The organism is Tateyamaria pelophila (genome assembly GCF_019966495.1).
Classification (GTDB): domain Bacteria; phylum Pseudomonadota; class Alphaproteobacteria; order Rhodobacterales; family Rhodobacteraceae; genus Tateyamaria; species Tateyamaria pelophila.
The window spans coordinates 40,571-66,077 of sequence record NZ_JAIMIA010000018.1 but is presented as its reverse complement, the minus strand read 5'-3'; the positions used below and the strand labels follow the sequence as shown (position 1 = coordinate 66,077).

Below are 25,507 nucleotides of genomic sequence, written 5' to 3'. Positions count from 1 at the left end.
ACATCACGCAATTTCCTGTCGATGATCAAACTGGCATCCGTCAGGCTGTGGATCGAGTTTTATGAGTCCGCTGCCTAGTCGGTGGCGAGGGCAACGATACCTTGAATGGCGGTTACGGTGACGACAGATTGATCGGCGGTACTGGGGGCGACAGGCTGATTGGCGGCGTCGGTGACGACACTTTGGTTGGCGGGTCCGGTCACAACATCCTTGTCGGTGGGGACGGAGCGGACGTCTTTTTATTCAACGCGCTATCGAGCGGCGAGACCGTGATCCGCGATTTTGAAGTCGGGTTGGACGATGTGCGACTGGTCAACGTGACAGGGACCAGCATTTCAATGGATGGTTACAATGCTGTCGTTGATCTGGATACCGGGGGTGCAATTGTTTTCCTCGGCGTGGATTACACTGAAGTTGCCGATTTGTTCGGTCTGTAGACAAGGCGGCTTTCCAGCGACAATGACGGGCTAAAGAAAAGCGATCGGCTTTGTCGTAAATAAGCACCGCGTAGGCGGGTTGGGTTTCTGTGTCAGGCGGCAGCATCCGAGCTACCAGATCCTAAAATCCCTCCCGCGCTTCTTCTGAAAAACTATGGGGCGTCCTTGATGGCGTTGCTGCGTGCGCCAGACTTCGCGGATGCGAGCCGCTTGAAGGCGCGTCTTTTACAACTTTTCCATTGCAAAACAGCATGACTCTACTCCGGTAAAAAAACCAATCCTGGTTCAACTGACCATACTTTCCACCCGAATAACGCGGGCAATCACAGGCGAAACCTTCCGCAACCGCCAAAGCCGCGATATCCTCACCGCTCCGCAAACAGCAAATGGCGACGTTACGGTCGTTTTGACCACGTTCAACCTGCATCGCACTGCCTTGCTCAGCACAAGGCGCTGTATCCAAGCCTTTCCGGCCCGCCCCTTACGCTCATTCAGTTCAGCACCGTCCAGGCCATTCAATCGCACCGGCAGATTGTCCACCTCAATAGTGTCTACATCGCGAACATGGGAAACCCGGCCCTCTATCCACTCACCGGCATTGGCAACAGACGACAGCGATAGAGACATTGAGGTCAGCGTTGCAAGTAAGGGTCTTATTCGGTGTCTTTCCGGTGTGGCTTCGTGCTCGCGTTTTTGACCGTTGTTTGTCGAACAACTGGAATTCGAAGAGAGGGGCGAAATAGATTCTCAAAGGTGATCATTCATCACTTTGCGAAGCCAGCGTTCACAACCCCTTTCGCAAGGCGGTCGAGCAGTTACGCATTCGGAATCACCGCAAGTGTGGAATTCTGCTGTTTTGGCCGATTTTAGGGGGCATCCCGGCATAATTGTCCCCCCATGTGTCCCTCAAAGGCGACGGACAATATGAGGTATCTAAACTCCTCCGGGCAGGCGCCTGAACTTAAGGATAGATTTGGTACCACCTCCCCGGCTCGAACGGGGGACCTCTTGATCCACAATCAAGCGCTCTAACCTACTGAGCTAAGGCGGCACTGCTGCACCAAATACCCATGAAGGCCGACGATTGCAAGACCGGCCACAGGGATAAAATTCAGAAGGCGCAGCTCCAGGTTTGCTCAACCAGATCCTGCCCAAACGAATGTACCGGTTCCGAGCTTTCCAAGCGCCATCCGGTACGGGCATAGAGGGCGCAGGCAGCCACATGGCTTTCATGGGTCCACAATCTCATGCCGGAATAGCCAGACATGCGCGCAAACTCCGTGCATTGCTGCAACAAGCGCCGCCCCAGTCCCTTGCCGCGCGCCTCGGGCAACAGCAGAAACAGTCGCAGTTTTGCCGTCTGCGCATCGGCGCGCACACAAAAAATCGACCCCAAGCGCTGCCCGCCGACTTCCGCAATCCAACCTTGTTCGCAGGAGGTATCATGGTCTGCGAGGAATTCCTCGAGAATCGATCGCACCAGCGCTTCGAAGCTTTCATCAAACCCGTCATCACAGGCATAGAGCACCCCATGCTGTTCCACGAGCCAGTCCAGATCGGTTGACCTGAAGGGGCGCAAAATCACCTCATCCATCAAGGTACATTGCCCGCAACGTGCTTGCCAATCAAGGTTCTACAAGCTAGCAAACAGCCTTCATTCCCGCCGGAGGCCGTTATGGGCATCAACAACGAACGCGATATCGAAGCCAACCTTCAAATCGGACCGACAGACAAGGGTATGGTACGCATTTTCGTCGAAGCGAAAGGTGTCGAAATTCCGATGGATTTCGAGCCGGAAGAAGCTGAAGAAATCGCAGAGGAAATTTTGGCCGCGGCCAAAGCGGCGGCGGCACTGTCGCGCTAAACCGCGCTTCCGTGTCTATCAACCTTCAGTTTCAGTCTGTCGCCTTAACGTGCGGAACCGAAATGTCTGACCAGATCGGCAGGTGATCCGATGCACGTTTGGCCAAGGGGCCTTGTTCGACCCCTGCGTCACGCATCTCGACCCCAGCACTGAGGGCAAACCGATCCAAGGCCGCCATGGGGCGGCGAGCGTGAAAGCTGCGCCCCGGACTATGTGTTTCAAATCGGTCGGCCAACGGCTCGAGCCCGGCGCGTTCCGACCATTCGTTGAAGTCCCCGGCGATCACCGTATGGGCGCTGTCTTGTGTGGCGTCGCATAACGTTTGAAGCTGCGCCAGACGGTTCCGACGGCGAAGCCCCAGATGCGTGCCGACAACACTCAGACCCGCCCCGATATCGAGATCAATACGAAGCGCTCCACGCGGCTCCAAACCCGGCAATTCCAGGCGCGTAACCCCAGCCACGTTCACACCGGGACGCACCAGGACAGCATTGCCGTGCCAGCCAAGGCTGATCCCGTTTGCAGAAACGTCGACCAGACGAAAGTCCGTTTCGCTGTCAATCAGTTCCGGCTGAATCGCAGGCAGACGCTGCCCGAGGCGTTTGTCTGCCTCTTGCAAAACAATGATATCCGCATCCAAGCCGTTGATCACCTGCAAGATACGTTCCGGGTCATGGCGACGATCAACGCCGCGCGCCTTGTGTATATTATAGCTCGCGATGCGTATCTGCGTGTGTGTCATATGTTTCATATAATGTGGTTCGTGCCAAAATATAACTCTGGCGATGCAACTCGCGCCAAAGATCGCCAAGTCAGGCAGTCAAAAGCATCAAATCTGGGCTGGAAACAGCGTTATTGGTCCACCTCACCGCTGCTCAGCATCTCGTAGCGGGCCAACCGACGCAGCGCAGCATCGCGTTCGTCGAGCAGGTCGAGCACCATGGCGACGCCGGCGGTGTTGATCCCCAAATCTCGGTTCAAGCGACACGCTTTTTTGGCCCGCACGATGCTCATTCCGCGAAATCTCCAATGCTCAACGCTGGATCCAACAGGCTCAAGGACACCATGCCCGACCAGTTCAATTACCCAGGATTCCTCTGCCTGGCAAAATCGGCACAGATCCTGCAAGGTCAGTGCATCAACAATCTCATTGCGCTGTGTGGTCTTTTTCAAAACACTATCCTCCAAGATGGGCGCGCGGATCAAAAGGCATTTCCTTGGCCATTTGTTCAAAAAGCGCGCGCGCTTTGTCGGTCGATACTTTCGGGTTCACAATTTCAAGGGTGGCATAGATATCACCAGGGGGTGTCCCGGGCAAACCCTTGCCCTTGAGGCGCATTTTCTGGCCGTTGCGTGCATTTGCAGGGATACGCAGGTCGACCTTGCCCCCCGGCGTCGGCATCACGACATGACCGCCCAAGGCCGCCTCCCACGGGGTGATCGGCAAATCGAGATAGAGATCCTTGCCATCCGGACGATAGACCGGATGCGGCGCAAAACTGACTTCCAGAAACAGATCGCCTGCCGTGCCACCGGGTGACGGCGTGCCTTGCCCCGCCAACCGGATATGCTGCCCTTCGGACACGCCCGCCGGAATGCGTACGGAAATGTTGCGATCCTTCATGGTGATCATACCATCCGGGCCAACCACAGGCGTGCGCATGCTCAGCGTGCGGGTTGCCCCCTGATAGGCGTCTTCGATATCGATTTGCAAACGAGCATGGCTGTCCGCCCCGCGTTCCGCATATCTTTTCTGACCCGGGCCTTGTCCGCGCCGAAACAGGTTTTCGAAAAAGTCGCTGAAGCCCTCGTCGCTTTGCGGCCCGCCTTCTGAAAATCTGTACCCAGAGTCCCAGTCCGGTGGGGGCTGATACTGACCTTCATTCGGCGGTGGTCCGTTTCTCAACTGATCATAGGCGGCACGCTTTTCGGGGTCTTTGAGAACTTCGTAAGCTTCGTTCACATCCTTGAAACTGGCCTCGGCCCCGGCGTCGGTGTTGATATCGGGGTGATATTTACGCGCGCCTTTGCGAAAGGCGCGCTTGATTTCATCGGCGCTTGCATCGGGCGCCACGCCAAGGGCTTTGTAATAATCTTTGAAATCCATAAACGTCGTTTCCAGAAGCCAGAGTTCTAATTTCAGGATACACTATCGGGCAGGCTCGGTCCTTGATCAAGATCAGCCATGCCTTGCGACGGGAGCGTTGACGACAGCCGCCCGGCCCTTAACCTGAGCGCCGGAGCACGCATTTGCTGTGCATTTTCGACAGGGCGCCGCATCTTTTCATCACCGCAGCGCCAAAGGCTGTAAAACGGCACGGCGCGTGTCCACGCCGTACCAGGCCAGATTATCGCCCTGTATGATACGTTTCCTGCAGGCCATAGACGGGGGTGTCGATGCCTTCCATCCGCGCCTTGATCTGCAACGCAAGGAACTGCGAATAGTGCCGAGACTGGTGCAGATTGCCACCATGGAACCACAGCGCGTCTTGCTGTGTTGGCTTCCACATATTGCGCTGTTCCCCTTCCCACGGGCCGGGGTCCTTGGGCGTGTCTGAACCCAGGCCCCAGACTTTTCCAACCTTGTCCGCCGTCTCCAGATCGATCAGATCGGCAACCCAGCCATTCATCGACCCATAGCCTGTCGCATAGACAATGACATCCGCTTCCAGCTTGGAGCCGTCCTCAAATACGATACCATCTGGAACAATCTCGCTGACCTGACCTGTTTTAAGTTTGATCTTGCCATCAATGATCAACTGGCTCGCACCCACATCGATATAATAGCCCGACCCTCGGCGCAGGTATTTCATGAACAGGCCGGAGTTGTCCGCGCCCCAGTCCAGCAGGAAGCCTGCTTTTTCGAGGCCCGCATAAAAATCCGCGTCCACTTCCTTGATCTTGTCATAGATCGGAATCTGGAATTCGTGCAGAATCCGGTAGGGCAGCGATGCAAAGATCAGATCGGCCTTTTGCGTCGTCACTCCAGCCTCGACCGCGCGTTCGGAATACAGATCGCCCAACCCGTATTCCATCAGCGGATCGGACCGCACGATATGGGTCGAAGACCGCTGGACCATGGTCACATCCACGTCGTTCTCCCAAAGGGCAGCACAGATATCATGGGCCGAGTTGTTCGAACCGATGACGACGACCTTCTTGCCCTTGAACCCGTCCGGGCCGGGGTGTTTGCTGGAATGGTGCTGGTCCCCTGCAAATGTCGCCATCCCCGGGAAATCAGGTACATTGGCCTTGGCGGACATGCCGGTGGCAAAAATCAACTGTTTGGGTCGCAGGGTAACCTGTTCGCCGTCACGGTCCACGGTGACCGTCCATTCCTTGGTCGCTTCGTCATAGCTGGCCTTCTCGACGGCGGAGCGGGTCCAATAATTCAACTCCATGATCTTGGTATACATCTCCAGCCAATCCCCCAGCTTGTCCTTGGGCGCAAAGACCGGCCAGTTCGGCGGGAAGGGCAGATAGGGCAGATGATCGTACCAGACGGGATCATGCAGGCACAGCGATTTGTAACGGTTGCGCCAGCTATCGCCGGGGCGGTCGTTTTTCTCGACGATGATGGTCGGCACACCCAGTTGCCGCAAACGCGCGCCAAGGGCGATGCCGCCCTGCCCGCCGCCGATGATCACGGTGTAGGGCTGCGTCTCGTAGCCCAGTTCCGTCTGCTCTTTCTCACGCTCTTCCGCCCAAGTCGGGCGGCCTTTGCCAGCGCCATGTTTGGCCCCCAGAGGGCGTTCATAGCCCAAAGGCTCTTCGTGTCCTTTCAGTTCTGTCATGGATGTCAGCAGCGTCCAGATCAGGCCATCCTTGAGGCGGATCAAACCATAACCACGCGACACGTCCGTCTCGAAGGTGATCCAGGCGGTGCTGATCCCACCCTCTTCCGTGGCGACCTCTCCGTCAGCGATTTTCCAGCCCGATGGCTTGGTGCTTGCCAGTTGCGCGCTTAGCATATCGCGGATCTGATCGTGCCCTTCCATCGTGCGGATGTTCCAGGTGAAACTCACCAGGTCGCGCCAATAGCTGTCGGCCTGAAACATCGAAACCGCAGAATCGATATCCCCGCCCTCGAGCGCGGCCCCGAACCGGTCAAGAAATTCCGTAACCTGATCATTTGTAGTTGTGTCTAGCATTCTGCAACCTCCCGTTATGCAACCTTCGAGAGTGTGGCAGAACCGAAGGCCTGACGCGACTGTTTTGATGGGCATGTGTGATAAGCCGCGCAACATGCGTTCAGCACCATACGGTAGCGTACTTATTCAAATGCAAGATTGAAGGCACAAAGGAGATCTTCGACTTCCGAAGCAAAGATCAAAACAGCAGCGCCAGTTGCCTCGCCCCATTCCGAAGCCGCAGACTACAGAATTGCCTCCACCTCACTTCGGCTTGGCATGGATGGTGCAGTCCCGGCCCGGGTGACCGAAATTCCCGCTGTGGCGCAGCCATACCGAACAGCTTCCAACGGTGATTTTCCTTCGGACAAGGCGGCGGCAAAGGCTCCGTTGAAGGCATCGCCTGCCCCGGTTGTTTCGACGACGGCGCCCGCATTCACCGATGGAACCACCCCGTGGCCGTACAAATAGGCACCCTGTTCACCCATGGTCACAATCGGGGTTCCAACACCCAGCTTGCGCAACATCCCGCATGCCTTTTCCGCATCGGCATCTGTCTGTACGGCAATGCCGGTCAACGCTTCGCATTCCGTTTCATTTGGCGTGACGTAGTCGCACAAGGCCAGCATGCCCTCAGGCAGTTCTGCTGCCGGTGCGGGGTTCAGAATCGTTGTGACACCGGCGGCTTTGGCGATCTGCAGCCCCCGCATCGCAGCCTCCATCGGTTGCTCCAACTGGGTGACGAACACGTCGGCACCTGCAATCAGATCGGCCTGCGCGTCAATATCCGCAACCCGCATCAAGGCCGCAGCGCCGGGCGCGATGATGATGGCGTTGTTGCCCGTGCTTTCCTCAATAAAGATGTGGGCGGCCCCGGTATAGCTTTCCGCGAGGTGCCGCACATGCGGGGTGACGCCAGCGTCGGCCCATGTATCAAGCGCAAGCTTGCCGAAATCGTCCTGCCCCAGCATCGCGATCATGTGTGTTTCGGCCCCGATCCGGGCACAGGCCACCGCTTGGTTTGACCCCTTGCCACCGGGGCCAAGCGCGAAGGCATTGCCCAAGATCGTCTCGCCCATGACCGGCATTCGGTCCGCCCGGTAGGCCGTGTCGGCAACAAAAACTCCGAGAATGACAACAGTGCCCATCTTCATTCACCGTCTGGCGGGACGACGCCCTTGCGCAATGCGAAGCAGCCATAAAACCGGCGTTCGCCTGTCTGGATGACAGCATAGGCCTGCTTGGCCCGATCATAGAATGCGTAGCGTTCGATCCCGAGCAGTGTCGGGCCGTCCACTTTGCTTACTTCGGCTTGAACCTCGTCCATCACCGGCAAAAGGGTGTCAGGCTCGCCTACCACCTCCATCCGCGCCGCTGCGTCCTCCACAAACGTGTCGATCGGATAAACAGAAAGCACCGCCTTGATGACTTCGGCCACGGGGCGGTCAATGCGCAACACCTCTCCCAGCACCGTTTCGCGGGCTACGGAATCCGAGGGGAAGTTGGTGTCAGCAATGATCAGGTCATCGCCGTGACCCATCGCGCGCAGCGCATAGAGTACATCGGCATTCAGCAGCGGGTCTATTCCTTTGAGCATATGTCGTCTCCGTTCTGTTGCGTCAGGTCATAAGGTCTGAAACGGCGCGCGCCATGGCCAAGCCAATGGCGGATTGAGCGGCCGCGTCGAGGTGGATGCCATCAACCGGATCGGTTTCCGCGACCGCATTCAGATCAATGAATCCAACGTGCTGTTGCGCGGCGACGTTGTGCAACTTGTCAGGCAACGCCCGGGATTTTTCTGCGGCCCCTGCAAAGATATCGACGAATATCCCTGTCTCTGTCGCGATGACGGGCGCGGCTAACAGAACACGTGGTGCCTGTCCGTCCGGCCCGGTGTCGGAGCGCAATATGTCGACTGTCAGACGCTGAATGCCCAGAGCAATGTCGTTGGCAGAGAGGCTGAAGCGCGCCTTGAGATCGTTTGTACCCAGCATGAGGATCACAAGATCAATCGGCCGGTGTGACTCAAGTGCCGTCAGCAAGGCCCGCAACCCGTTCTTGTGAGCGCCCTCGATAGGATCATCAAACACCGATGTCCGACCTGGGTGACCTTCCGCAACCACGTCCCATTCTGCGCCAAGCTGCGCCTCCATGACCGAGGGCCAGCGATCTGCTTTCGCGTGCCGGCGTCGGTCTGTCGTTGTCTCCATCGCAATGGTGCCATGGGTGTTGCTGTCGCCGAAACAAAGTACGGTGCGGTTTTGCATTCTGGTCACACCATTCGTTCGCTTGTGGCTGCGTCAAAGCAATGCAGATAGGTCGGATCAGGCGCAAGATGTATGACCTGTCCTGGCGCAAAGTCATGACGCTCACGAAACACGGCTGTAACATCCTGACCTTCAAAACGCAGGAACACCATCGTTTCGGACCCGGTCGGTTCGACCACTTTCACTTCCATCGCGAGGCCCTGTTCTGCCAGCAGCAAATGTTCAGGACGCACGCCAAGACTCACCGGTCCCTCACCCGCCGGACCATCGAATTCCTGATCCCCCACGCGCACCCGCCCGGCGGTCAACTGCCCGGGCAACAGGTTCATCGACGGCGCACCTATGAACGTCGCAACGAACTCGTTCACCGGGTTGTCGTAAAGATCCAGCGGCGTCCCGATCTGTTCGATCCGCCCGCCTTGCATGACGACAATTCGGTCCGCCAGCGTCATCGCTTCGATCTGATCATGGGTCACGAAAACGGTCGTCGTTTTCAGGCGTTGATGCAGTTCTTTGATTTCCGTCCGCATCTGAATGCGGAGCTTGGCATCCAGATTGGACAGTGGTTCGTCAAACAGGAAAACCTGCGGGTCGCGCACAATGGCCCGGCCCATGGCAACGCGCTGGCGCTGGCCACCCGACAAATGCCGCGGCTTGCGATCAAGGTATTCCGTGAGGCTGAGAATCTCGGCGGCTTCCTTCACACGCCGCGCGATCTCGGCCCGGTCGGTCTTGGCCACCTTCAGGGCAAAGCCCATGTTCTCAGCCACGGATTTATGCGGGTAGAGCGCATAGGTCTGGAACACCATCGCGATGTCGCGTTCCGCAGGTGGCAGATTGTTCACCACCCGGTCGCCGATTGCGATAGTCCCTGCGTTGATCGGCTCGAGCCCCGCAATCATCCGCAACAATGTGGACTTGCCACAGCCCGAGGGGCCCACAAGAGCGACGAACTCCCCATCTTCTATATCAACGTTGACGCCATGGATGACCTCAACCGCCCCATAAGATTTCCGGATGTCCTGAATCCTGACGCCAGCCATGTAAAGCCTTCCCCCACTTTAGAAAGCTGACGTTAGAGAAAGGAAATTTCGTTGTCCACGTGCTGCGTCAGCTTTTGTTGACTTAAGGTCATTCTCGATCATAGTGAAATTTCGCGGAGGGGACGAAGGACGCAAGGCTGCCAAAACCAAGCTAAAAACAAGCCATTCAGACGTCTGGCCCACGCCGAAACTTGTCACCGATCCAGGGAGGATAGATATGAAAACGGACCTTTATGATTACATCAAGGCGGCTCAGAAAATGAACCGCCGACAGATGTTGAAAGGCACAGCGGCCCTGAGTGCAGCCGCCATGTTGCCCAAAGGCGCGGCACAGGCTGCGGCCCACGGAAACGTACGTGCCGAGATATTGAAAATACCGGGTGTGGGCGCAGGCTCTCCGACCGATAGTGACTGGCAGAAAGTCGGTGAAATGACCCTTGGCGCGACCAAGGAGAATGTGGCCGAGGGTGAGTTTGAAGGGGTTGAACTCACGTTTATGGGTCTCAACAACCAAAACTTGCACAACTTCCTGTTCCGCGGCTTCCTAAAGCCTTGGGAAACCTACACAGGCGCGAAAATCAACTGGATCGACCTTGCACAGGCCGACTATAATGCCCGCCTTCAACAATCGATTGCCACAGGCACCGTAGATTTCGACATCATCGAAATGGGCGCGCCCTTCGAGGGGGACGTGCTGGGCAAGGGTCTGGCCTCCGAGATGCCCGACTGGGTCAAAGAGCAGATCGACATGGACGACTATGTTGATTACCTCAAGGCCCCGGTCGGCACATGGGGCGGCAAGACGTACCGCGTTTCAATTGATGGCGACTGCCATACATTTGCGTATCGAAAGGACTACTTCGGCCCCGAAGGCATTGCCGGCCCAGACGTCCCGAGCACATGGCAGGAAATCAACCAGATGACCAAGGATCTGGTCGGCAAGGAAGACCCGCTGACCGGCTTGCCGGCCCACGGCTATCTCGATCCGCTCAAAGGATGGGGTGGGTTTGGGTTTTATTTCCTCGAGAACCGCGCCGCCGCCTATGCCAAGCACCCCAACAGCCCCGCGTGGCTCTTCGATCCGGAGACCATGACACCGATGGTCAACAACCCGGCATGGGTCCAGGCCATTCAGGATGTGATGGACCTGATCGAGGCAGGCGCATACCCCACCGACCAGATCAACGCCGACCCGGGCACGACCGCGTTCCAGCAGTTCCTTGCGGGCACCGGATCCATGCTGATGTGGTGGGGGGATGTCGGGTCAAGCGCGCGGACTTCGGACACTTCCGTTGTCGGCGACGTGGTCGGCTTTGGCATCAACCCGGCCTCGGATCGAGTGTACAATGCGCAGGCCGGCGCATGGGAAGACACCATGAATGAAGCCCCGAACATGGCCTATATCGGCTGGGGTGTGTACGTCATGGCCACCGTCGAAGGCGACGAGAAGAAGAAAAAAGCGGCTTGGTCGGCAGCGGCCCATCTGGGTGGCAAGGATCTGTCGCTTTGGGCATCCGCCTACCCATCGGGCTTCCAGCCTTACCGCAATTCCCACTTCCAGTACGACGAGTGGGAAGCAGCAGGGTACGATCGTGCCTTTATCGAAGATTACCTCGGGTCCAACGCAGACAGCTACAACCACCCGAATGCGGCAATCGAACCGCGTATTCCCGGTATCTTCCAGTACTACTCGGTCGCAGAAGACGAGTTGGCCAAGGGCTATGCCGGTCAGTATGGATCAGCGCAGGAAACGGCGGACGCCATTGCCGCAGCCTGGGAAAAGATCACCGACCAGATTGGTCGAGAGAACCAGATCGCGATCTACAAGGAATCGCTTGGACTGTAACGGATAACGGAATGCCCGCCCAAGGTCATATCTTGGGCGGGCTTGCCAACAGGGGTTTCGTATTGATTTTCAAGGGTCTAGTTTCCTGTTTCCTTGCCATGGTCACGGCGGCATCTGCATACGCGCAAACGTCCAGCTTTATGTTTCAAGCCACGGTCGGCTTCGATCCCAATCAGATCGTCGGCACCTCCGGAGGTACATTGGGTGCGTTGATGACCGAGTTCGTCGGACCATCCGCCGCGCAAGGGCAACTCACGGTCGAAGGCGATATCGCTTATGATCTTGCGCAAACGCCCACCATCACCGGCGCCAGCATCGGGGCCTATCAAACCGCGCTCACAGGCGTCGAGTTACGCATCGGGGCCAATGTCGCCCACCTGGATATCCCACGTGTTCTGAAGCATGCGGCAACCTCCAAAGTGGGCACGGTAATCCGGTCAGCCGGGTTCTGCGCCGACTTTGAACATTGCCAACTTCTCGGTGTACCGAATGCCCCTTTTGGCATGCAGACCCTCGTTTTGAATGATGTGCCCAACACGTTGCTGGATGAAAACGGCGCAACTCAATTTGCCTCCAACGATATCCTGGCATTTATGGCTGGTCGTACTGATGCTCTGGCCGAGTTTGACCCGCTGTTTCAAACCCGTGGTTTCGGCATGGTCTCGCTTGATGGCTTCGCCCTTGGGCTGTTTTCCGTGCCGGGAACAGATTTCTTCACCAGCCACGCATTGCCAAACATCGACAGTTTTGTGGGCACCCCGAGTATCGAGCGTACGGAGTTCTGGATTTTCCTGGAGGGCCCGAACTTGCTGAACAAAGTCAAATTGGAGGGTGTTGTGAACTCGATCACCCCGCACGCATCATGAAAGCACCTTGCGTGAGAACAAAGATAATCATCAAAAGGCTTCATCGATGAGTACGGATGGCGATCTTCTACACACCGTCACCGCCGACGACATCTCAAACAACCGCAAGCGGTTGGGAAAATTGATGGTTTGGGGCACGGCTGGGCTTTGCGCGGGTATGGCGCTTTGGCAATTAGCCTACGAGACCGGTCACATCGGCAACGGCTTCGACAATTGGCGACCGATCCTTTACGCCTACGTGCTTTGGGCCACAGCCCTTTGTGCGGCACAGGTGATCGTCAACGGGGAAAAGGGCAAGCGCACGCTCTTTGTCTTGCCCGCGGCACTCTTTGTCATCAGTCTCGTGGTCTTTCCCCTGCTGTTTGCGCTCTATATCTCCTTCACCGATTGGAACCTCGCTTCGCCCAACGGACCGCAGCCCAATGGCTGGGACAACATGCGTGAAATGTGGAATGACCAATTCTACTGGAACGCCCTGAAAAACATGGTGTATTACGTTCTGGCCGTCAGTGTGGAATACGTGATCGCCTTCGGACTTGCCCTGTTACTCAACGCTCAGATCCGGGCGCGGAAGTTCTTTCGGGTCGTGTTCTTGCTGCCGCTCATGCTCAGCCCCGTCGCAGTGTCGTGGATGATTGGTAAGTCGATGCTCGAGGTGCGCTTTGGCCCCGTCAGCCGCGTCATTCGCGAGTTCGGGGGCGAACCCAGCTTTTTCGGCAGTCCTGAGATCGCGCGGTTCATGATCATGGCCATGGATGCCTGGACCTTCATTCCGTTCATGATGATCATGCTCCTGGCCGGGCTTCAGGCGCTTCCACGCGAGGTGATCGAAGCCTCTAAAGTCGATGGCGCAACCGGCTGGCAGAGCTTCAAGGAAGTCATCTTTCCCCTCATGCTGCCAGTGTCCGTAACGGCCATCGTGATCCGCATCATCTTTAAACTGAAGCTGGCAGATGTGATCATCAACGTCACCTCGGGTGGGCCGGGGGGGGCGACGGACAGTGTGACCAGCTTTATCTTCCGCGAATACCGCGATCGGTCGAATGTCGGATACGGTACGCTTCTGGCGATGGTCTATCTGGTGCTGATCGTCATCTTTGTGACGCTGCTGCTCAAATTGGTCAGCCGGTGGATGGAGCGACCCGCATGAACAATGCAATCTTCAAGGACCACGACGCAGACCGTCGCGCCAAGACCAAATGGTGGGCCAGTCGCATCGCGATCTATAGCGCGTTATTGATATGGACCGTGGTCTGCCTGTTCCCGATCTTCTGGACGATCACGACCTCTTTCAAGCTTGCGCCGGATGTGATGAAGGGCAATCTGATCCCCTGGGTCGACTTCACGCCGCGCTGGAAAGGTTGGGAGTCCATCGGGATATCTCCCCGTTTGATCGGCGAAATTTCAACGGTGCGCGAAGAGTTCCTGAAACGGTTCTGGAACAGCACGATCATCGCGATCTCAGCATCCATCCTTGCCGTTGTTCTGGGGTCGCTCGCCGCATATGGCTTGTCACGGTTCAGCTATAAATTCGGGTTCATGCGCAACTCGGATATCTCGTTCTTCTTTCTGAGCCAGATGATCCTGCCCCCCGTCGTGCTCGCCCTTCCCTTTCTCGTTCTTTACAAATCCCTCGGTCTGCTCGACAGCCGTGTCGGCCTGATCCTGCTCTATACGCTGATGGTGCTGCCGATCGTCATATGGATCATGCGGGATCAGTTTCAGGGCATCCCGGTCGAACTGGAGGAAGCGGCTCTTGTGGACGGCCTCGGCATCTGGGGGTCGTTCTTTCAGATTGTCCTGCCCATCGCCCTGCCCGGCATGGTCGCGGCCTTCATCCTGTCGCTTGTGCTGTGCTGGAACGAATATTTCTTTGCCGCCCTGTTGACTGCCACCAATGCCACCACGCTGCCTGTCATGGTGGCGTCACAAACCGGATCGCAGGGGATCAATTGGTGGTCCATGGCGGCTCTCTCTTCGGCCGCGATCCTGCCTCTGATCATCGTTGCGATTTTCCTTGAGAAATACATCATCAAGGGCATGGCCGCAGGCGCCGTGAAGTAGAGGCACAGTCCCGGGCTTGGCCAATGCAGGCCACATTGATGACGCATTCTCACCGGTGCAACGCGCACAGCACCGCTGAAACAGGAGTTTATCATGCCAGCCTATGTCATCGGATAACGCGACATACGTGACCCCGATGCACACCAGGTCTATCTCGACGGGTTCATGCCAAGGCTTGGCACAACGATCCGGACGACAAGGAGCTGGCCATCATTTGCCATACCACTGCATCAACCAATCTGGTGGTGATTGACGGGATTGCATGAGTCCTCGTTTTGCTTTGGCCGCTTCGTACGCAGCACTCAAACAGCGTGCATTTTAGTGACTATCTGCTTTGCAATACGCCTTTGTTACAAGAATGGAGCGACGGCCAAGAAAGCGGGGACATCACGGAAATCCGAACTCACATGATCTCCGCCGCGATATCCTTGGTTTGCTCATAGAGTCTGCGAAAAAGATCATAGGATGTGTCATAGATGGGCGCTGCCTGCGCGGTAACTGTCCGCTCTGCCGGATTCCACTTTGCAATGTCGCCGCGTGCAACCAAACCCACAGCCAAGGCTGCAAGGAATGCATCGCCATAGCTGGCACCCGTCGTCTTTTCGCAGACGATCTGATCAATGCCGGTGATGTCGGACGTCGCCTGTACCCACAGTTCGTTTTTGGTGCCGCCACCGACCGCCAATAGACGCGTTGGCGATTGGCCAAGTTCGGCAAAGGTGTCGGTGACATGCCGTGTGCCATACGCGATGCCTTCGATCAGCGCGCGGTACATGTCGCCCCGCGTATGCGTCAGGTTCAGGCCAAAAAGTGCGCCCTTGGCAAGCGTGTCATGGATCGGGGTTCGCTCTCCGGAGAAATAAGGCAGCATCAGCAGTCCGTTTGCGCCGGGCGGTGACGCGGCTGCCTCTTTGGCCAGGACAGGAAATGCATCTGCAGGGTCCAGATCCCGCGCCAGTTGATCCCGGAACCAGTGGGTCAGCGTGCCGGATGTGGCAAGCCCCGCCATTGACGCGTGTTCGCCCTCGAACAACCACGGCGCATACCAGATACGCGGGTCAGACACCTGCGACTGCGCACGCAGGATAATAAAGATGGTCGAGCCATACATCATCATCATATCGCCGGGCTGGTCTGCCCCCACGGACAGGGCCTCCGCCGCTGCGTCAATCGTCCCGGCGGTAACGGGTGTGCCGACGGCAAGACCCGTCGCCTCGGCGGCTTTGGGCGTGATCTGGCCCGCAATTTCGTTCGACCACAACAGGCGCGGCAGCTTGTCCAAAGGCAGAATGCCGTCTGCCAGATCATCCGTCCATGACTGCGTGGCCACATCATAAAGCGGCGAAAAGTTGGCCGCCGTGTAATGATCGATCACCGCCTGCCCGGTCAGCCGTTGCACAAGAAAGCTGGTCGAGGTCAGGATATAGGCGGTGTTCGCAAAGATCTCGGGCCGGTTGCGTTTCAGCCACAGGATTTTTGGCCCAACGGATTGCGAGGTCAACGCGTTACCACCGCGCGTAATGATAGTGTCTTCGCCAATGCGGTCGGTCAGTTCGCGGACCTCGGCTTCGGCCCGCCCATCCACACCGTAGAGTACAGCATTCATCAAGGGCGCACCGTGCGCGTCCACCGGCAACATGCAGGGGCCAATAGCGCTGCAAGCCACGGCCTTGATGTCTGCCGGATCAACACGGCTTTCGCCCAGCAAAGTTTGACAGATAAAAACGAAATCGCCCCACCAGTCTTCTTCGGGGCGATGTTCGGCCCAGCCGGGGTGCGGCACCAGCATCTTGTGGCCGCGCGCCGCTTGCGCGTGGATGGTACCGCTTTCGTCGACCAGCACGCCTTTGGTCTCATAGGTGCCGATGTCGATGCCCAAGGTATATGCCATCAGGTGTAGTCGTCCCTCTCTAGGGAAAAATCAGGCCCGATCTGCGCAAGCGCTGCGTCAAGCAAACGGGTCAGTGCGGCAAGATCATTCAAATCGCAGAGCTCACGCGCCGAATGAGAATAGCGCATGGGAAAGCCCATATCGATGGACGCCACGCCCTGCCCCACAAGCTGGACGTAGGACAAGTCCGTGAGCACGCCGACCTGCGCACTACGTTGCAGCGGAATGCCTTGCGCCTCTGCGGTCCGTTCAAACAGGTCCACCATCGCCGGATGCGGGATCACGCCATTAAGCGTGCCACGCCCGTGAAAGGAATAGAGGCTCATACCCGGCCCACCGCCCAACACCATATCGCCCCGTGCCGCCATATCCGGCGTGTCCGTGGCCAACATCAGATCAAGCTGGATTGCGATGTCTGGTTGCAGCGCCTGCGCCAGCGGTTGTGCACCGCGCAGGTTGAACTCCTCCAGCACCGTAAAGGCCAGATGTACCGGCGGCCCGGCGGCTCGGCCTTTCAAAACGCGCGCCAGTTCCAACAAAACGGCACAGGCGGCGCGGTCATCCACGCTGGTGCCCAGGATACGATTCTGGCCCAGCGCGACCGCTTGGGGCGCATAGACTACGGGAGTTCCGATGCGGATGCCTGCGGCGTGTACGGCCTCTGCTGACGTCATGCCAACATCCACGTAAAGCTCGGGGTAAGGCACGACCCGGTACTTTTCGTCCGGGGTGGTTGCGTGGTGGCTTTTGTTGGCGATGACGCCGCGCACGTCCCGTCCTTCACCGACGCAAATCAGCACCTCCTGTGCCGCCAGCGCCCGTTCTGGCACGCCGCCCAGCCGTTCCAACCGGATCAGACCATCGGCTTCGATCTTGCGCACGATAAACCCAAGCTGATCCATGTGGGCAAACAGCATCACCGACGGGCCTTCACCCGGAAAATGCGCGACCAGGTTACCAAGCCGGTCTGTTTTGCTCTGAACACCCATTTCATCCAGACGCATGCGAATGTCACGCCGCACGCGATCCTCATGCCCGGACAGGCCGGGCACCTGCATCAGGCCCATCGTATTTTGACGGAGACGGTCCTTCATCCCCGCGCGTGCCTCACACGTTTCATGAAATCATGCGCGCGCTCCGGGTCAATCGGGTTCCATGTATCTCCATCCACCTTCAGGGACGACCCAACGATACAGCCATCTGCGATCGCCAGAACATCCGCGACCGTATCGTGTTTGACACCCGTGTTGGCCATAACCGCCATATCAGGCAACACCGCCTTGACGGCTTCGAGATCAGGCAAGGCCGCTGCCTCTCCGGTGATCTGACCGGACACCAAAACCGCATCGGGGATGGAGGAAAAGACCGCGCTACGCGCACGATCGGCCAACGGGCGTTGATCCAGCGAATGGGCGAACTCTGCTGACACATTGTACAACATCGCCATATCCGAACGACCCAACCGGTTGCGATAACGCATGGCCTTGCCTGCATCCGGTGTCCACGGCCCCATGTCCGAAGCATATGTTCCGGTGAAGATTTCGCGTACAAAGGCGGCCCCGGTTGCGGCACCCAATGCGACGCTCGACATCGGATCCCAGAGCACGTTGACGCCGAACGGGACGGTGATTTCAGATTTCAGCGCACCGATCAGTGCGGCCATGGTGGCCACCGATGCCGTATCAACATCGAATTCATATGGCCGATCATTTTCATTGCCGAACATCACCGCATCGAACCCTGCCGCCTGCAAGGCGAGCAGATCAGCGCGGGCCGCCGCCAGCAGATCAAGCGACGGGTCATGCAACGGTGACCCCGGTAAGGCGCCAATGTGAACCATTCCGATAACAGGCTTTGTCGCCCCGAATACACGCGTGAAATTTTCAGTCATTCTACCCCCCAATGCCTCACACTAGGATTGGTGGGCTGTTCACGCAAAAGGAAACTGGGGTAAGGTTTGAAAGAATACGGAAAAGAGGAAAACACGCATGGACCTTAAAACACGTCACTGGGACCGGCTGAACAATGGCGGGCTGACATTCACCGAACTGGGCTTCGGGACGGCGCCGCTCGGAAACCTCTATCGCGCGATCAGCGACGAGGACGCACGCGCGACGCTGGATGCGGCATGGGACGGCGGCGTGCGTTATTTCGATACGGCGCCACTTTATGGCCTTGGCCTTTCCGAAACGCGCCTCAATCCGTTTCTGCGCGACAAACCGCGCGGTGAATACATACTGTCCACCAAGGTCGGACGGCTGATGCAAGCCTGCGCGCCCGAGCATCGTACGGGCGAAGGCAAATGGTTCGACGTGCCGCAGCGCCGCGAGCAGTATGATTATACCTATGACGGAGTGATGCGCTCGTTCGAGCATTCTTTTTCCCGCCTTGGCGTGGACCGGATCGATATCCTCTATGTTCATGATCTTTGTGTCTTTTCCCACGGCTCCAAAGAGATGTCCGACATGCGGATCGAGGAATTTTTTGGAGGTCGGGGCTATGACGCGATGGTGTCGCTGCGCGATCAGGGGGTGATCAAGGCCATCGGCGGCGGCGTCAATGAATGGGAGGTGTGCCAGACCCTCGCAGAGCGCGGCGACTTCGACCTGTTTCTGCTGGCCGGACGCTATACCCTGTTGGAGCAAAAGGCACTCGACAGCTTTTTGCCTCTCTGTGAGGCGCGCGGCATCGGGATTGTCACGGGCGGGCCCTATAATTCCGGCATCCTCGCCACCGGGGCGCGCAAACAGGCCTGGTACAACTATGATCCCGCTCCGCAGGATATCATCGACCGCGTCAATGCCATCGAAGATGTTTGCAACGATCATGGCGTGCGCATGGTCGACGCTGCGTTCCAGTTCCCACTGCTCCACCCGGCGCATGTGGCCGTGATCCCCGGCGGTCAGGGTGTGTCCGAAATGACCGGCAACCTGCAGGCGGCTCAAGCGGTGATCCCGTCCGGGCTATGGGCCGACCTCAAGGCCAAAGGGTTGATGCGCGAGGATGCACCGACGTGACGCGTGGCATGAAAATCGACGCGCACCAGCATTTTTGGCAACCGCTGCGCGGCGATTACAACTGGATGCCAAAGGACAACGCGATCCTGAACCGGGCTTATGCGCCACCTGATCTTGCGCCTGCGCTTGATCAGCACGGCATACAAGGCACCGTCCTTGTTCAGGCCGCAGCCACCGTCGAGGAGACGGAATACATGCTGGGTCTCGCCGATGCGACGCCATCGATCAAGGGCGTCGTGGGCTGGATCAATTTTGAGGACACTAACCAAATTGCCCACCTGACCCGACTGGCGGCCCATCCCAAATTTTTAGGCGTGCGGCCGATGATTCAGGACATTCCCGATGTGGACTGGATGCTGCGCGACAACGTGCAATGGGCGTATCGTGCGATCATCGATCTGGACCTGCCCTTTGATGCCTTGGGCTTTCCCAGGCATATCCCCAATTTCCTGACGCTGGCCGGGCGCTATCCGCAGATGCGCACCGTTTATGATCATTGCATGAAACCGCAGATCCGTGACCAGCAAATGGGCAAGGATGCTTTTACCGACTGGGCGCACGGGATATCGCAGCTCGCCGATCAGACGGACGGATATTGCAAACTGTCCGGCCTTGTCACCGAAGCCGGTGAGGGTTGGGGGGTCGAGGATATCCGCCCCTTCGCGCAGCACGTCATCGACAGTTTTGGGGCCGAGCGTATCATGTGGGGATCGGACTGGCCGGTGTGTCGATTACAAGCTGAATATGGCGATTGGTACACGATTGCTCAGACCTTGACGGTGGACCAGCCCGAGGATGCAAAACGTCAGATCTTTGGCGCGACTGCCGCGCGTTTTTACCGGCTGGGCTGAGCCTTCAGGAACGCCCGCACATTTTCAGGTGTCAAACGGAGCCGCTTCTCCAGCGTCGAGGAGACGTGCAAGGCCGCCGCTGCTTGCGCGAATGCGATCGCATCCGTCAATGGAGTTCCCCCAACCACTTGGGCGGCAAGTGCCCCAACAAAGACATCGCCTGCCCCGTGGGTCGAAATCACATCGACGGCAAACCCGGGATGAGTTTGCCCGGCGTGCTGCACCCCTTCGGCCCCCAATGTGGTCAACCGCTCCGGGCCTGACACATCGGCGTAAAACGCATCTTCCACCCGGTTCACGATCAACAGATCAACCGACTGCATCAGCTCGTCTGATAGGGCGCGGGCCGGGGCTGCGTTCAGCCAAACCTGCGCACCCGCGGCGCGGGCTTTGGCCGCGATGGAGATATTGATCATTTCGGGGATTTCATTCTGCAAAAGGACCAGCTTCGTACCTTCGGGCACGTCCAATTGGCTGCCCTCGATTTGCAAATTCGCGGCGGAGACGATGACGGCCCCATAGTCACCCTGCGCATCAACCACTGCCACGCTCATGCCGCTTGGGCCGATATCGGTCTGTAATTGAGACATGTCCACGTTCTCCGCCCGCAAGGCATCCCGGATCATGTCGCCAAACCGATCTGAGCCTGCGCGCCCTGCAAAACTGACCTGCGCGCCCATCCGGGCCGCCGCCAGTGCCTGATTGCCGCCCTTCCCGCCAAACACATAATCAACCGCAGAGCCGGTTACCGTTTCATCCAACGCAGGCAAATGCGGAGCCCGCACGACCACATCAAGGTGCAGCGATCCCACGACCAAAAGCGTCACGCGAGCAGGCTCGCCTGAACAATGCGCATCGCAATCGGTGCGTCTTGCCGGGCGATGGCGTTTTGCAGACCGACGTCCGCCACCAACCGCGCGGCAGTGCGCCTCAGACGCTGAACCACTTCGATATTTGTGCGTGCCTCTTCGACAGGATCAAGGCCGGAATGATCCGGAAACGTGTCGAAATAAATCGCCCCGTCATAACCGATCCGTTCCAATTCGACCAACAACTCAACGGTTTGAATGGGATGCACGGCCCCTACCATCAACCCATTGTCCCACTTGCCATAGCCATCGTTCAGGTGCACCCCGAGGATACGCGAATGTCGCGCCACCAGCGCCGCCGCAAAGGCTGGCATCTCGTCGGCATAGAGCACATGGGCAAAGTCCAGCGTCACACCGGTATTGACGCGTCCGATGTCCTTGATGGCCAGCAGAGTCGTCGCCGCATCCGGCATCAGTGCAAAGGCGCGCGGCTCGTTCGGTTTGTATTCCAAAGCGATATCAATGGCCGGGTTGTGATCCGCGACCTCGGTCATTGCTTCGATCGTTGCGTCCCACATGCGGGCATAATCCGCTTGGAACGAGTAATCGAACCCGTCCTGCCCCATCCAGAGGGTCATCAGGTTTCCCCCCATTCTGGCCAGCACATCCAACCCGCGTTTGGTCTCGTCTATGGCGGCACGGCGCACGGCGCGGTCAGGATGCGTAAACGCCCCCAGTTTGTAGCCCGGATCCGTGTAGTAGCGCATGGCCAATCCGTTGAGCACCATGCCGCTATCGGCCAAGGCACGCGATAGATCAGCGGGCGTATCGTCAACGAAATGATCCGGGTAATTGAGATCCGCCGCCGTCAGGCCAGCGGTCGCCGCACGCGTCAACAAATCCGCGGTGGTCACTTTGTTTTTGCCAGGCCAATAGCTCGAAGCGCCTATTTTGAACGCGTTCAGGCGCGCAGCGAAGCGGGGGGACGTGTTTAATGTCATGGTGCAAAGCATAGACAGCATTTACGGTGATGCACAATCGGTGCAGGCCACGTTTCGCACAATACCCGAGCGACACGAGACGCACGTCCGAGACGGGCAAAGCTGGCTCATTTGCCCACCTTCAGGCCCGCGTCCAACCTGTTATGAGGCTTCACACCGCCACATAGCAGTTCCGGTATTATATCAGGGTTTGTCCACCACCAGATATGTGACGTCGGAACCGGAATATTGCGGTTGATACCAAATACCGTCGCAAAGGAGATAGGTTGTGGCACCGATTAGCTGATTCTGGCAATCCGACCGGTTGGCGATCGAAGTCACCACCACACCGGCAACCAAACCGGCCCCGATCGCCCGGGCGACGTCGTTGTTGTCATAATAGCCGTAGTTATGTCTGGCATCCACGTTGACATCGACATTCCGATTGATGTTTACGTTTGTATTGTCATTCCGATTGATGTTCCGGTCGACGTGGTTGTTGACCGACACGTTGCCACTGTAGCGTGATCCGCCCATATGCGCGCCACCTTCAAATCCGCGACCGCCACGGCCAACACCGCCGCGGCCGCCACCGCGCGCCTCGACCGGAGCGCCGGATAACGTTGCAAGAGCCGCCGGAATGGTCACCGCAACGACAGTGCCCATGGAGCCGAACGATGGAACGATAGGTGCCATCAATGCGACCGCTGCGATTGTGCTAAGCAATTTTTTCATGACTTTCACCCCTTATTCCGCAACAGTTTCGAACTGGATCGCTATCGCGTCTTCGGGCGGAACGAATGTGAACCTGTTATCGTCAAGGTTCACGATTGTTTCAACCTCCAGAGTAGCAAAGAACGTCGGGCTGGCGTCGTCCGTGCGATCCACGATTTGATAGGCGCAGGGCAGACCACCTTCGGCGGTATCGATCCACATCTGCAAATCCACGTTCTCAAACCGATAGGCAAATTGTCCGCATACTCGTCCGCCGATATTCGCAGGCCGGATGTAACGCGCCTGTGTCACCGCTTCGGCGTCCTCTGTGCCTGTTCCCAACAGAAACAAATCGCTGAGCGGGACCTCGTATCCGAATGTTTGTGACAGATGTGCGATCAGGTCCGCATTGGTCCCGCTGAACGCGGTCGTTGCGTAAAACTGCGTGACAGGCCCCCAGAGCGTGGCACTTTCGCCATTGAAATAGAAGATGCGTTCCCGGGTCGGCGACGTCTTTTCGATCCGCAGGTTTGTTCCCTTATGCGCATCGATCAAAACTTGGTCGATCGAGGTCAAACGCTCACCGGTCACCAGAACAACCTCTGACGCGATATCAGCGGTGATTGTAAACGAGTCCAAGCCTCGCATCCGTTCCGACATATCGAACAGCGCCTGAAGCGCGGCAGGATCAACTGCGGGCGGCGCGTCTTGCGCGGTGACCGGGGCACCCAAAATGCTCGCAACACTCGCCAGCAGAACAGAGACACGCGCCATACCTAGGCCCCTTGCAGATTGCTTTACAACGAAATCCATAACGCATTTCTTCCTTCTGTCGCCACTGTTCCGAACATTCTGCATAAAAGCAGACATCCTTTTCACCCAACTTGTAAAGGCTGAAATGTACGACCTGCGCATTCTACGAACCAGCGCGCACCGCGCTGGAGATCCGGGGCAACGCATGATTGTCGGGCGCAGGTTCGCAGCGGTGATTTTACGCCGGGGCAAAGGCCGCCAGCCGGTTCACACCTTGATCTGCCAAAGCATGCACCAACTGATCGACATCCAGTGACTGCACGGGCTGTCCGCTTCGCAACGACAAGGCAGCCGCCAGACCGGTCGCCTGTCCCATGGCCATACATTGCGGCATGCCCCGCACCGAAGCAAACGCCACCGGGTCGGCCGAAAGGATGCGTCCGGCAAACATCAGATTTGAGATCTTTGCAGGGATCAGCGCGCGGAACGGTATGGTGTAATAGTCGCCCTGCGAAATCGCGGCGTCGTGCGTCATGCCTGCCTCGGACCGCATGACATCATCAATCGGATTGTCACAACTCACGATGCCATCGGGGAACTTTGTGGCGCGGGCCAGGTCCGCGCCGGTCACGCGGTAGACACCCTCCAGCTTGCGGGTCTCGCGCACGCCGACAGTTGGCGACAGCAACGACATATGAGCGTTGGCAAATCCGGGCACATCCTGTCTCAGGAATTGAAACAATTGGTGACAACGCCTGCGACCTTCTTGCGTTGCGGCTCCAACGGCGACCGGGTCAGTGCCGTCCACGCCGCGCACATGTACCGAATTGCAGAAAACCGTTTCCTTGTGGAAACCCTTCATAAGGTAGAGCTTGGCGAGGTCCTTGTGGAGTCGCCCTTCGGCAACGCCTTTTCCGGCAAAGTCCGAAAAGTAAGGATCGGAATGGGCAAAGGCCGCATCCCAATCCACGCCCACCATGTGAAACGAGATTGTCACCGCCATCATGTTGCCAGAAGCATCACCCAGCGCATAGGGCACGCCCGCCTTGGCCGAGATGTCACCATCACCCGAGCAGTCTATGACAATCCTGGGCCTGATCGTGAACGGGCCGTTGCGGTCGTAGCACTCGATCGCGTCGATACGCGTTTCGTTCATCTTCGGCGTGAGGGCGGTCGCGTTCAGCCGTGTCCGAACCCCGGCCTCTTCCAGCATTTCGAACATCGTCAAGGTCGCGATGTCGTGGTCGTAAACGATCTCTGGGCCAAAAGTCTCAAGCGTGCAGGTCCGTTTTTCAGCAGCGGGCGGATCCATCGCTTCCAACCGCGTTGTCAGCTCTTCGATCAATCCGCCGATGATCCGGTCAACGGGATAGGCACCGCCCCACGGCATGCCCGGGCAGAAGGCCATCACACCCCCGATCTTGCTCGTCGCCTCCAGCAAGATGACATTCAAACCCTGCCGACCGGCGGCAACGGCGGCACCAAACCCGGCAGTACCGCCACCGATAACGAGTACGTCCGTGGCTTCGATCCGATCTTTGCTGGCGAACATGCGGGTATCCAATTGTGTTTTCGCTTTGGAAAAACTGAAGCAATTTTTCTGAATTACGCAACCGGAAATCCTGGGGACAGTTGAATTCGCCGGACGCGACAACCTGCAGCCTTACGGCACAGCCAACGCATAAAATCGCTCTGGGTCCTATTTCCGGATCACCAAATCCTCGCATTCGATGACGAATTTGCACCGCTTCAGCGCGTCGAGAAAGGTCATCAACGCCGGTTCCAGCGCAATCGTCTTGCCCTTGAGTGTTGAGCGGCAGCGGGAGCGGCTCGCCATTGGACTGCAATTCAATCAAATGCCGGATAAAATCTGCGGCAAGTTCAGGTTCCTGCGTGATCTTTAACACCATCGCTGTCCACATCATCTTCGCTGAAAAGTCGGAGGGCCAAATGATTTCAGGGCGTTATGATCAAG

24 protein-coding genes, 1 tRNA gene and 1 pseudogene are annotated in these 25,507 nt (G+C 57.8%); 8 read left to right on the top strand and 18 right to left on the bottom strand.

What is annotated here, in order from left to right; genetic code table 11:
* Positions 1–86: 86 nt before the first annotated feature.
* Positions 87–437, top strand: a pseudogene (locus LC354_RS08355) (peroxidase family protein); the annotation flags it as partial.
* Positions 438–1,411: 974 nt separating this feature from the next.
* Here LC354_RS08355 and LC354_RS08350 read toward each other — a convergent pair.
* A tRNA-His gene (locus LC354_RS08350) sits at positions 1,412–1,488 on the bottom strand.
* 60 nt (positions 1,489–1,548) lie between these two features.
* Positions 1,549–2,031: a GNAT family N-acetyltransferase gene (locus LC354_RS08345; protein WP_223422846.1), complete on the bottom strand. Its 483-nt coding sequence runs from the start codon at positions 2,029–2,031 to the stop codon at positions 1,549–1,551.
* 81 nt (positions 2,032–2,112) lie between these two features.
* Between LC354_RS08345 and LC354_RS08340 the strand changes: the two genes are divergently transcribed.
* Positions 2,113–2,301, top strand: coding sequence for a DUF6324 family protein (locus tag LC354_RS08340; RefSeq protein WP_223422844.1), 189 nt, complete (start codon positions 2,113–2,115; stop codon positions 2,299–2,301).
* Positions 2,302–2,332: 31 nt separating this feature from the next.
* Here LC354_RS08340 and LC354_RS08335 read toward each other — a convergent pair whose 3' ends face one another.
* The 8 genes from LC354_RS08335 to LC354_RS08300 form a co-directional block, all read right to left on the bottom strand.
* Positions 2,333–3,043, bottom strand: coding sequence for an endonuclease/exonuclease/phosphatase family protein (locus tag LC354_RS08335; protein ID WP_223422842.1), 711 nt, complete (start codon positions 3,041–3,043; stop codon positions 2,333–2,335).
* A gap of 110 nt (positions 3,044–3,153) precedes the next feature.
* Complete coding sequence (locus tag LC354_RS08330) at positions 3,154–3,474, bottom strand: chaperone modulator CbpM (RefSeq protein ID WP_223422840.1); 321 nt, start codon at positions 3,472–3,474, stop codon at positions 3,154–3,156.
* Between the two features lie 4 nt (positions 3,475–3,478).
* On the bottom strand, positions 3,479–4,408 hold the full coding sequence (locus tag LC354_RS08325) for a DnaJ C-terminal domain-containing protein (RefSeq protein WP_223422838.1): 930 nt from the start codon (positions 4,406–4,408) through the stop codon (positions 3,479–3,481).
* A gap of 241 nt (positions 4,409–4,649) precedes the next feature.
* Positions 4,650–6,452, bottom strand: a complete 1,803-nt coding sequence (locus tag LC354_RS08320) for an NAD(P)/FAD-dependent oxidoreductase (protein ID WP_223422837.1) — start codon at positions 6,450–6,452, stop codon at positions 4,650–4,652.
* A 224-nt stretch (positions 6,453–6,676) separates the two neighbouring features.
* Positions 6,677–7,579, bottom strand: a complete 903-nt coding sequence (rbsK, locus tag LC354_RS08315) for a ribokinase (RefSeq protein ID WP_223422835.1) — start codon at positions 7,577–7,579, stop codon at positions 6,677–6,679.
* Positions 7,580–7,581: 2 nt separating this feature from the next.
* Entirely contained in the window at positions 7,582–8,028 is a 447-nt protein-coding gene (locus LC354_RS08310; protein ID WP_223422833.1) for an RbsD/FucU family protein, read from the bottom strand.
* 22 nt (positions 8,029–8,050) lie between these two features.
* Entirely contained in the window at positions 8,051–8,698 is a 648-nt protein-coding gene (locus LC354_RS08305) for an SGNH/GDSL hydrolase family protein (protein ID WP_223422832.1), read from the bottom strand.
* 5 nt (positions 8,699–8,703) lie between these two features.
* Entirely contained in the window at positions 8,704–9,741 is a 1,038-nt protein-coding gene (locus tag LC354_RS08300; RefSeq protein WP_223422830.1) for an ABC transporter ATP-binding protein, read from the bottom strand.
* A gap of 217 nt (positions 9,742–9,958) precedes the next feature.
* On the opposite strand from LC354_RS08300, the gene LC354_RS08295 reads away from it, so the two are divergent.
* The 4 genes from LC354_RS08295 to LC354_RS08280 are packed head-to-tail and all read left to right on the top strand — an operon-like array spanning position 9,959 to position 14,517.
* Positions 9,959–11,587: an extracellular solute-binding protein gene (locus tag LC354_RS08295; RefSeq protein WP_223422829.1), complete on the top strand. Its 1,629-nt coding sequence runs from the start codon at positions 9,959–9,961 to the stop codon at positions 11,585–11,587.
* A gap of 11 nt (positions 11,588–11,598) precedes the next feature.
* The gene (locus LC354_RS08290; RefSeq protein ID WP_223422827.1) at positions 11,599–12,453 is read left to right on the top strand and encodes a hypothetical protein; all 855 of its coding nucleotides are present in this window, start codon (positions 11,599–11,601) and stop codon (positions 12,451–12,453) included.
* 46 nt (positions 12,454–12,499) lie between these two features.
* A complete protein-coding gene (locus LC354_RS08285; RefSeq protein WP_223422825.1) occupies positions 12,500–13,603 on the top strand; it encodes a carbohydrate ABC transporter permease in 1,104 nt (367 codons plus the stop codon).
* Complete coding sequence (locus tag LC354_RS08280) at positions 13,600–14,517, top strand: carbohydrate ABC transporter permease (protein WP_223422823.1); 918 nt, start codon at positions 13,600–13,602, stop codon at positions 14,515–14,517. The genes LC354_RS08285 and LC354_RS08280 overlap by 4 nt, the downstream gene beginning before the upstream one ends.
* Positions 14,518–14,920: 403 nt before the next feature.
* Here the strand turns inward: LC354_RS08280 and LC354_RS08275 are convergent, their stop codons facing one another.
* The 3 genes from LC354_RS08275 to LC354_RS08265 are packed head-to-tail and all read right to left on the bottom strand — an operon-like array spanning position 14,921 to position 18,299.
* On the bottom strand, positions 14,921–16,408 hold the full coding sequence (locus LC354_RS08275; RefSeq protein ID WP_223422822.1) for an FGGY-family carbohydrate kinase: 1,488 nt from the start codon (positions 16,406–16,408) through the stop codon (positions 14,921–14,923).
* Positions 16,408–17,502 (bottom strand): M42 family metallopeptidase, encoded by a 1,095-nt coding sequence (locus tag LC354_RS08270; protein WP_223422820.1) that lies wholly within the window; start codon positions 17,500–17,502, stop codon positions 16,408–16,410. The genes LC354_RS08275 and LC354_RS08270 overlap by 1 nt, the downstream gene beginning before the upstream one ends.
* The gene (locus LC354_RS08265) at positions 17,499–18,299 is read right to left on the bottom strand and encodes a BtpA/SgcQ family protein (protein WP_223422818.1); all 801 of its coding nucleotides are present in this window, start codon (positions 18,297–18,299) and stop codon (positions 17,499–17,501) included. The genes LC354_RS08270 and LC354_RS08265 overlap by 4 nt, the downstream gene beginning before the upstream one ends.
* A gap of 97 nt (positions 18,300–18,396) precedes the next feature.
* On the opposite strand from LC354_RS08265, the gene LC354_RS08260 reads away from it, so the two are divergent.
* Positions 18,397–19,425 carry an aldo/keto reductase gene (locus LC354_RS08260; RefSeq protein WP_223422816.1) on the top strand — a complete coding sequence of 343 codons (1,029 nt, stop codon included), beginning with the start codon at positions 18,397–18,399 and terminating at the stop codon, positions 19,423–19,425.
* Complete coding sequence (locus LC354_RS08255) at positions 19,422–20,276, top strand: amidohydrolase family protein (protein WP_223422815.1); 855 nt, start codon at positions 19,422–19,424, stop codon at positions 20,274–20,276. The genes LC354_RS08260 and LC354_RS08255 overlap by 4 nt, the downstream gene beginning before the upstream one ends.
* Here LC354_RS08255 and LC354_RS08250 read toward each other — a convergent pair.
* From LC354_RS08250 to LC354_RS08230, 5 genes are all read right to left on the bottom strand, one after another.
* Positions 20,261–21,103 carry a PfkB family carbohydrate kinase gene (locus LC354_RS08250; protein ID WP_223422813.1) on the bottom strand — a complete coding sequence of 281 codons (843 nt, stop codon included), beginning with the start codon at positions 21,101–21,103 and terminating at the stop codon, positions 20,261–20,263. The two genes, LC354_RS08255 and LC354_RS08250, sit on opposite strands and share 16 nt — an antisense overlap.
* Positions 21,100–21,999, bottom strand: coding sequence for a TIM barrel protein (locus LC354_RS08245; protein ID WP_223422811.1), 900 nt, complete (start codon positions 21,997–21,999; stop codon positions 21,100–21,102). Before LC354_RS08245 ends, LC354_RS08250 begins: the two co-directional genes overlap by 4 nt.
* A 270-nt stretch (positions 22,000–22,269) precedes the next feature.
* Entirely contained in the window at positions 22,270–22,800 is a 531-nt protein-coding gene (locus tag LC354_RS08240; RefSeq protein WP_223422810.1) for a hypothetical protein, read from the bottom strand.
* Positions 22,801–22,812: 12 nt separating this feature from the next.
* A complete protein-coding gene (locus LC354_RS08235) occupies positions 22,813–23,553 on the bottom strand; it encodes a DUF2092 domain-containing protein (protein ID WP_223422808.1) in 741 nt (246 codons plus the stop codon).
* 217 nt (positions 23,554–23,770) lie between these two features.
* Positions 23,771–25,084, bottom strand: a complete 1,314-nt coding sequence (locus LC354_RS08230) for an FAD-dependent oxidoreductase (RefSeq protein WP_223422806.1) — start codon at positions 25,082–25,084, stop codon at positions 23,771–23,773.
* Positions 25,085–25,507 lie beyond the last annotated feature (423 nt).

Coding starts and splice junctions, on each gene's coding strand:
- LC354_RS08345 (WP_223422846.1), bottom strand. CDS start 2,031: ATGGATGAGGTGATTTTGCGCCCCTTCAGGTCAACCGATCTGGACTGG.
- LC354_RS08340 (WP_223422844.1), top strand. CDS start 2,113: ATGGGCATCAACAACGAACGCGATATCGAAGCCAACCTTCAAATCGGA.
- LC354_RS08335 (WP_223422842.1), bottom strand. CDS start 3,043: ATGACACACACGCAGATACGCATCGCGAGCTATAATATACACAAGGCG.
- LC354_RS08325 (WP_223422838.1), bottom strand. CDS start 4,408: ATGGATTTCAAAGATTATTACAAAGCCCTTGGCGTGGCGCCCGATGCA.
- LC354_RS08320 (WP_223422837.1), bottom strand. CDS start 6,452: ATGCTAGACACAACTACAAATGATCAGGTTACGGAATTTCTTGACCGG.
- rbsK (WP_223422835.1), bottom strand. CDS start 7,579: ATGGGCACTGTTGTCATTCTCGGAGTTTTTGTTGCCGACACGGCCTAC.
- LC354_RS08310 (WP_223422833.1), bottom strand. CDS start 8,028: ATGCTCAAAGGAATAGACCCGCTGCTGAATGCCGATGTACTCTATGCG.
- LC354_RS08305 (WP_223422832.1), bottom strand. CDS start 8,698: ATGCAAAACCGCACCGTACTTTGTTTCGGCGACAGCAACACCCATGGC.
- LC354_RS08300 (WP_223422830.1), bottom strand. CDS start 9,741: ATGGCTGGCGTCAGGATTCAGGACATCCGGAAATCTTATGGGGCGGTT.
- LC354_RS08295 (WP_223422829.1), top strand. CDS start 9,959: ATGAAAACGGACCTTTATGATTACATCAAGGCGGCTCAGAAAATGAAC.
- LC354_RS08290 (WP_223422827.1), top strand. CDS start 11,599: ATGCCCGCCCAAGGTCATATCTTGGGCGGGCTTGCCAACAGGGGTTTC.
- LC354_RS08285 (WP_223422825.1), top strand. CDS start 12,500: ATGAGTACGGATGGCGATCTTCTACACACCGTCACCGCCGACGACATC.
- LC354_RS08280 (WP_223422823.1), top strand. CDS start 13,600: ATGAACAATGCAATCTTCAAGGACCACGACGCAGACCGTCGCGCCAAG.
- LC354_RS08275 (WP_223422822.1), bottom strand. CDS start 16,408: ATGGCATATACCTTGGGCATCGACATCGGCACCTATGAGACCAAAGGC.
- LC354_RS08270 (WP_223422820.1), bottom strand. CDS start 17,502: ATGAAGGACCGTCTCCGTCAAAATACGATGGGCCTGATGCAGGTGCCC.
- LC354_RS08265 (WP_223422818.1), bottom strand. CDS start 18,299: ATGACTGAAAATTTCACGCGTGTATTCGGGGCGACAAAGCCTGTTATC.
- LC354_RS08260 (WP_223422816.1), top strand. CDS start 18,397: ATGGACCTTAAAACACGTCACTGGGACCGGCTGAACAATGGCGGGCTG.
- LC354_RS08240 (WP_223422810.1), bottom strand. CDS start 22,800: ATGAAAAAATTGCTTAGCACAATCGCAGCGGTCGCATTGATGGCACCT.
- LC354_RS08235 (WP_223422808.1), bottom strand. CDS start 23,553: ATGGCGCGTGTCTCTGTTCTGCTGGCGAGTGTTGCGAGCATTTTGGGT.
- LC354_RS08230 (WP_223422806.1), bottom strand. CDS start 25,084: ATGTTCGCCAGCAAAGATCGGATCGAAGCCACGGACGTACTCGTTATC.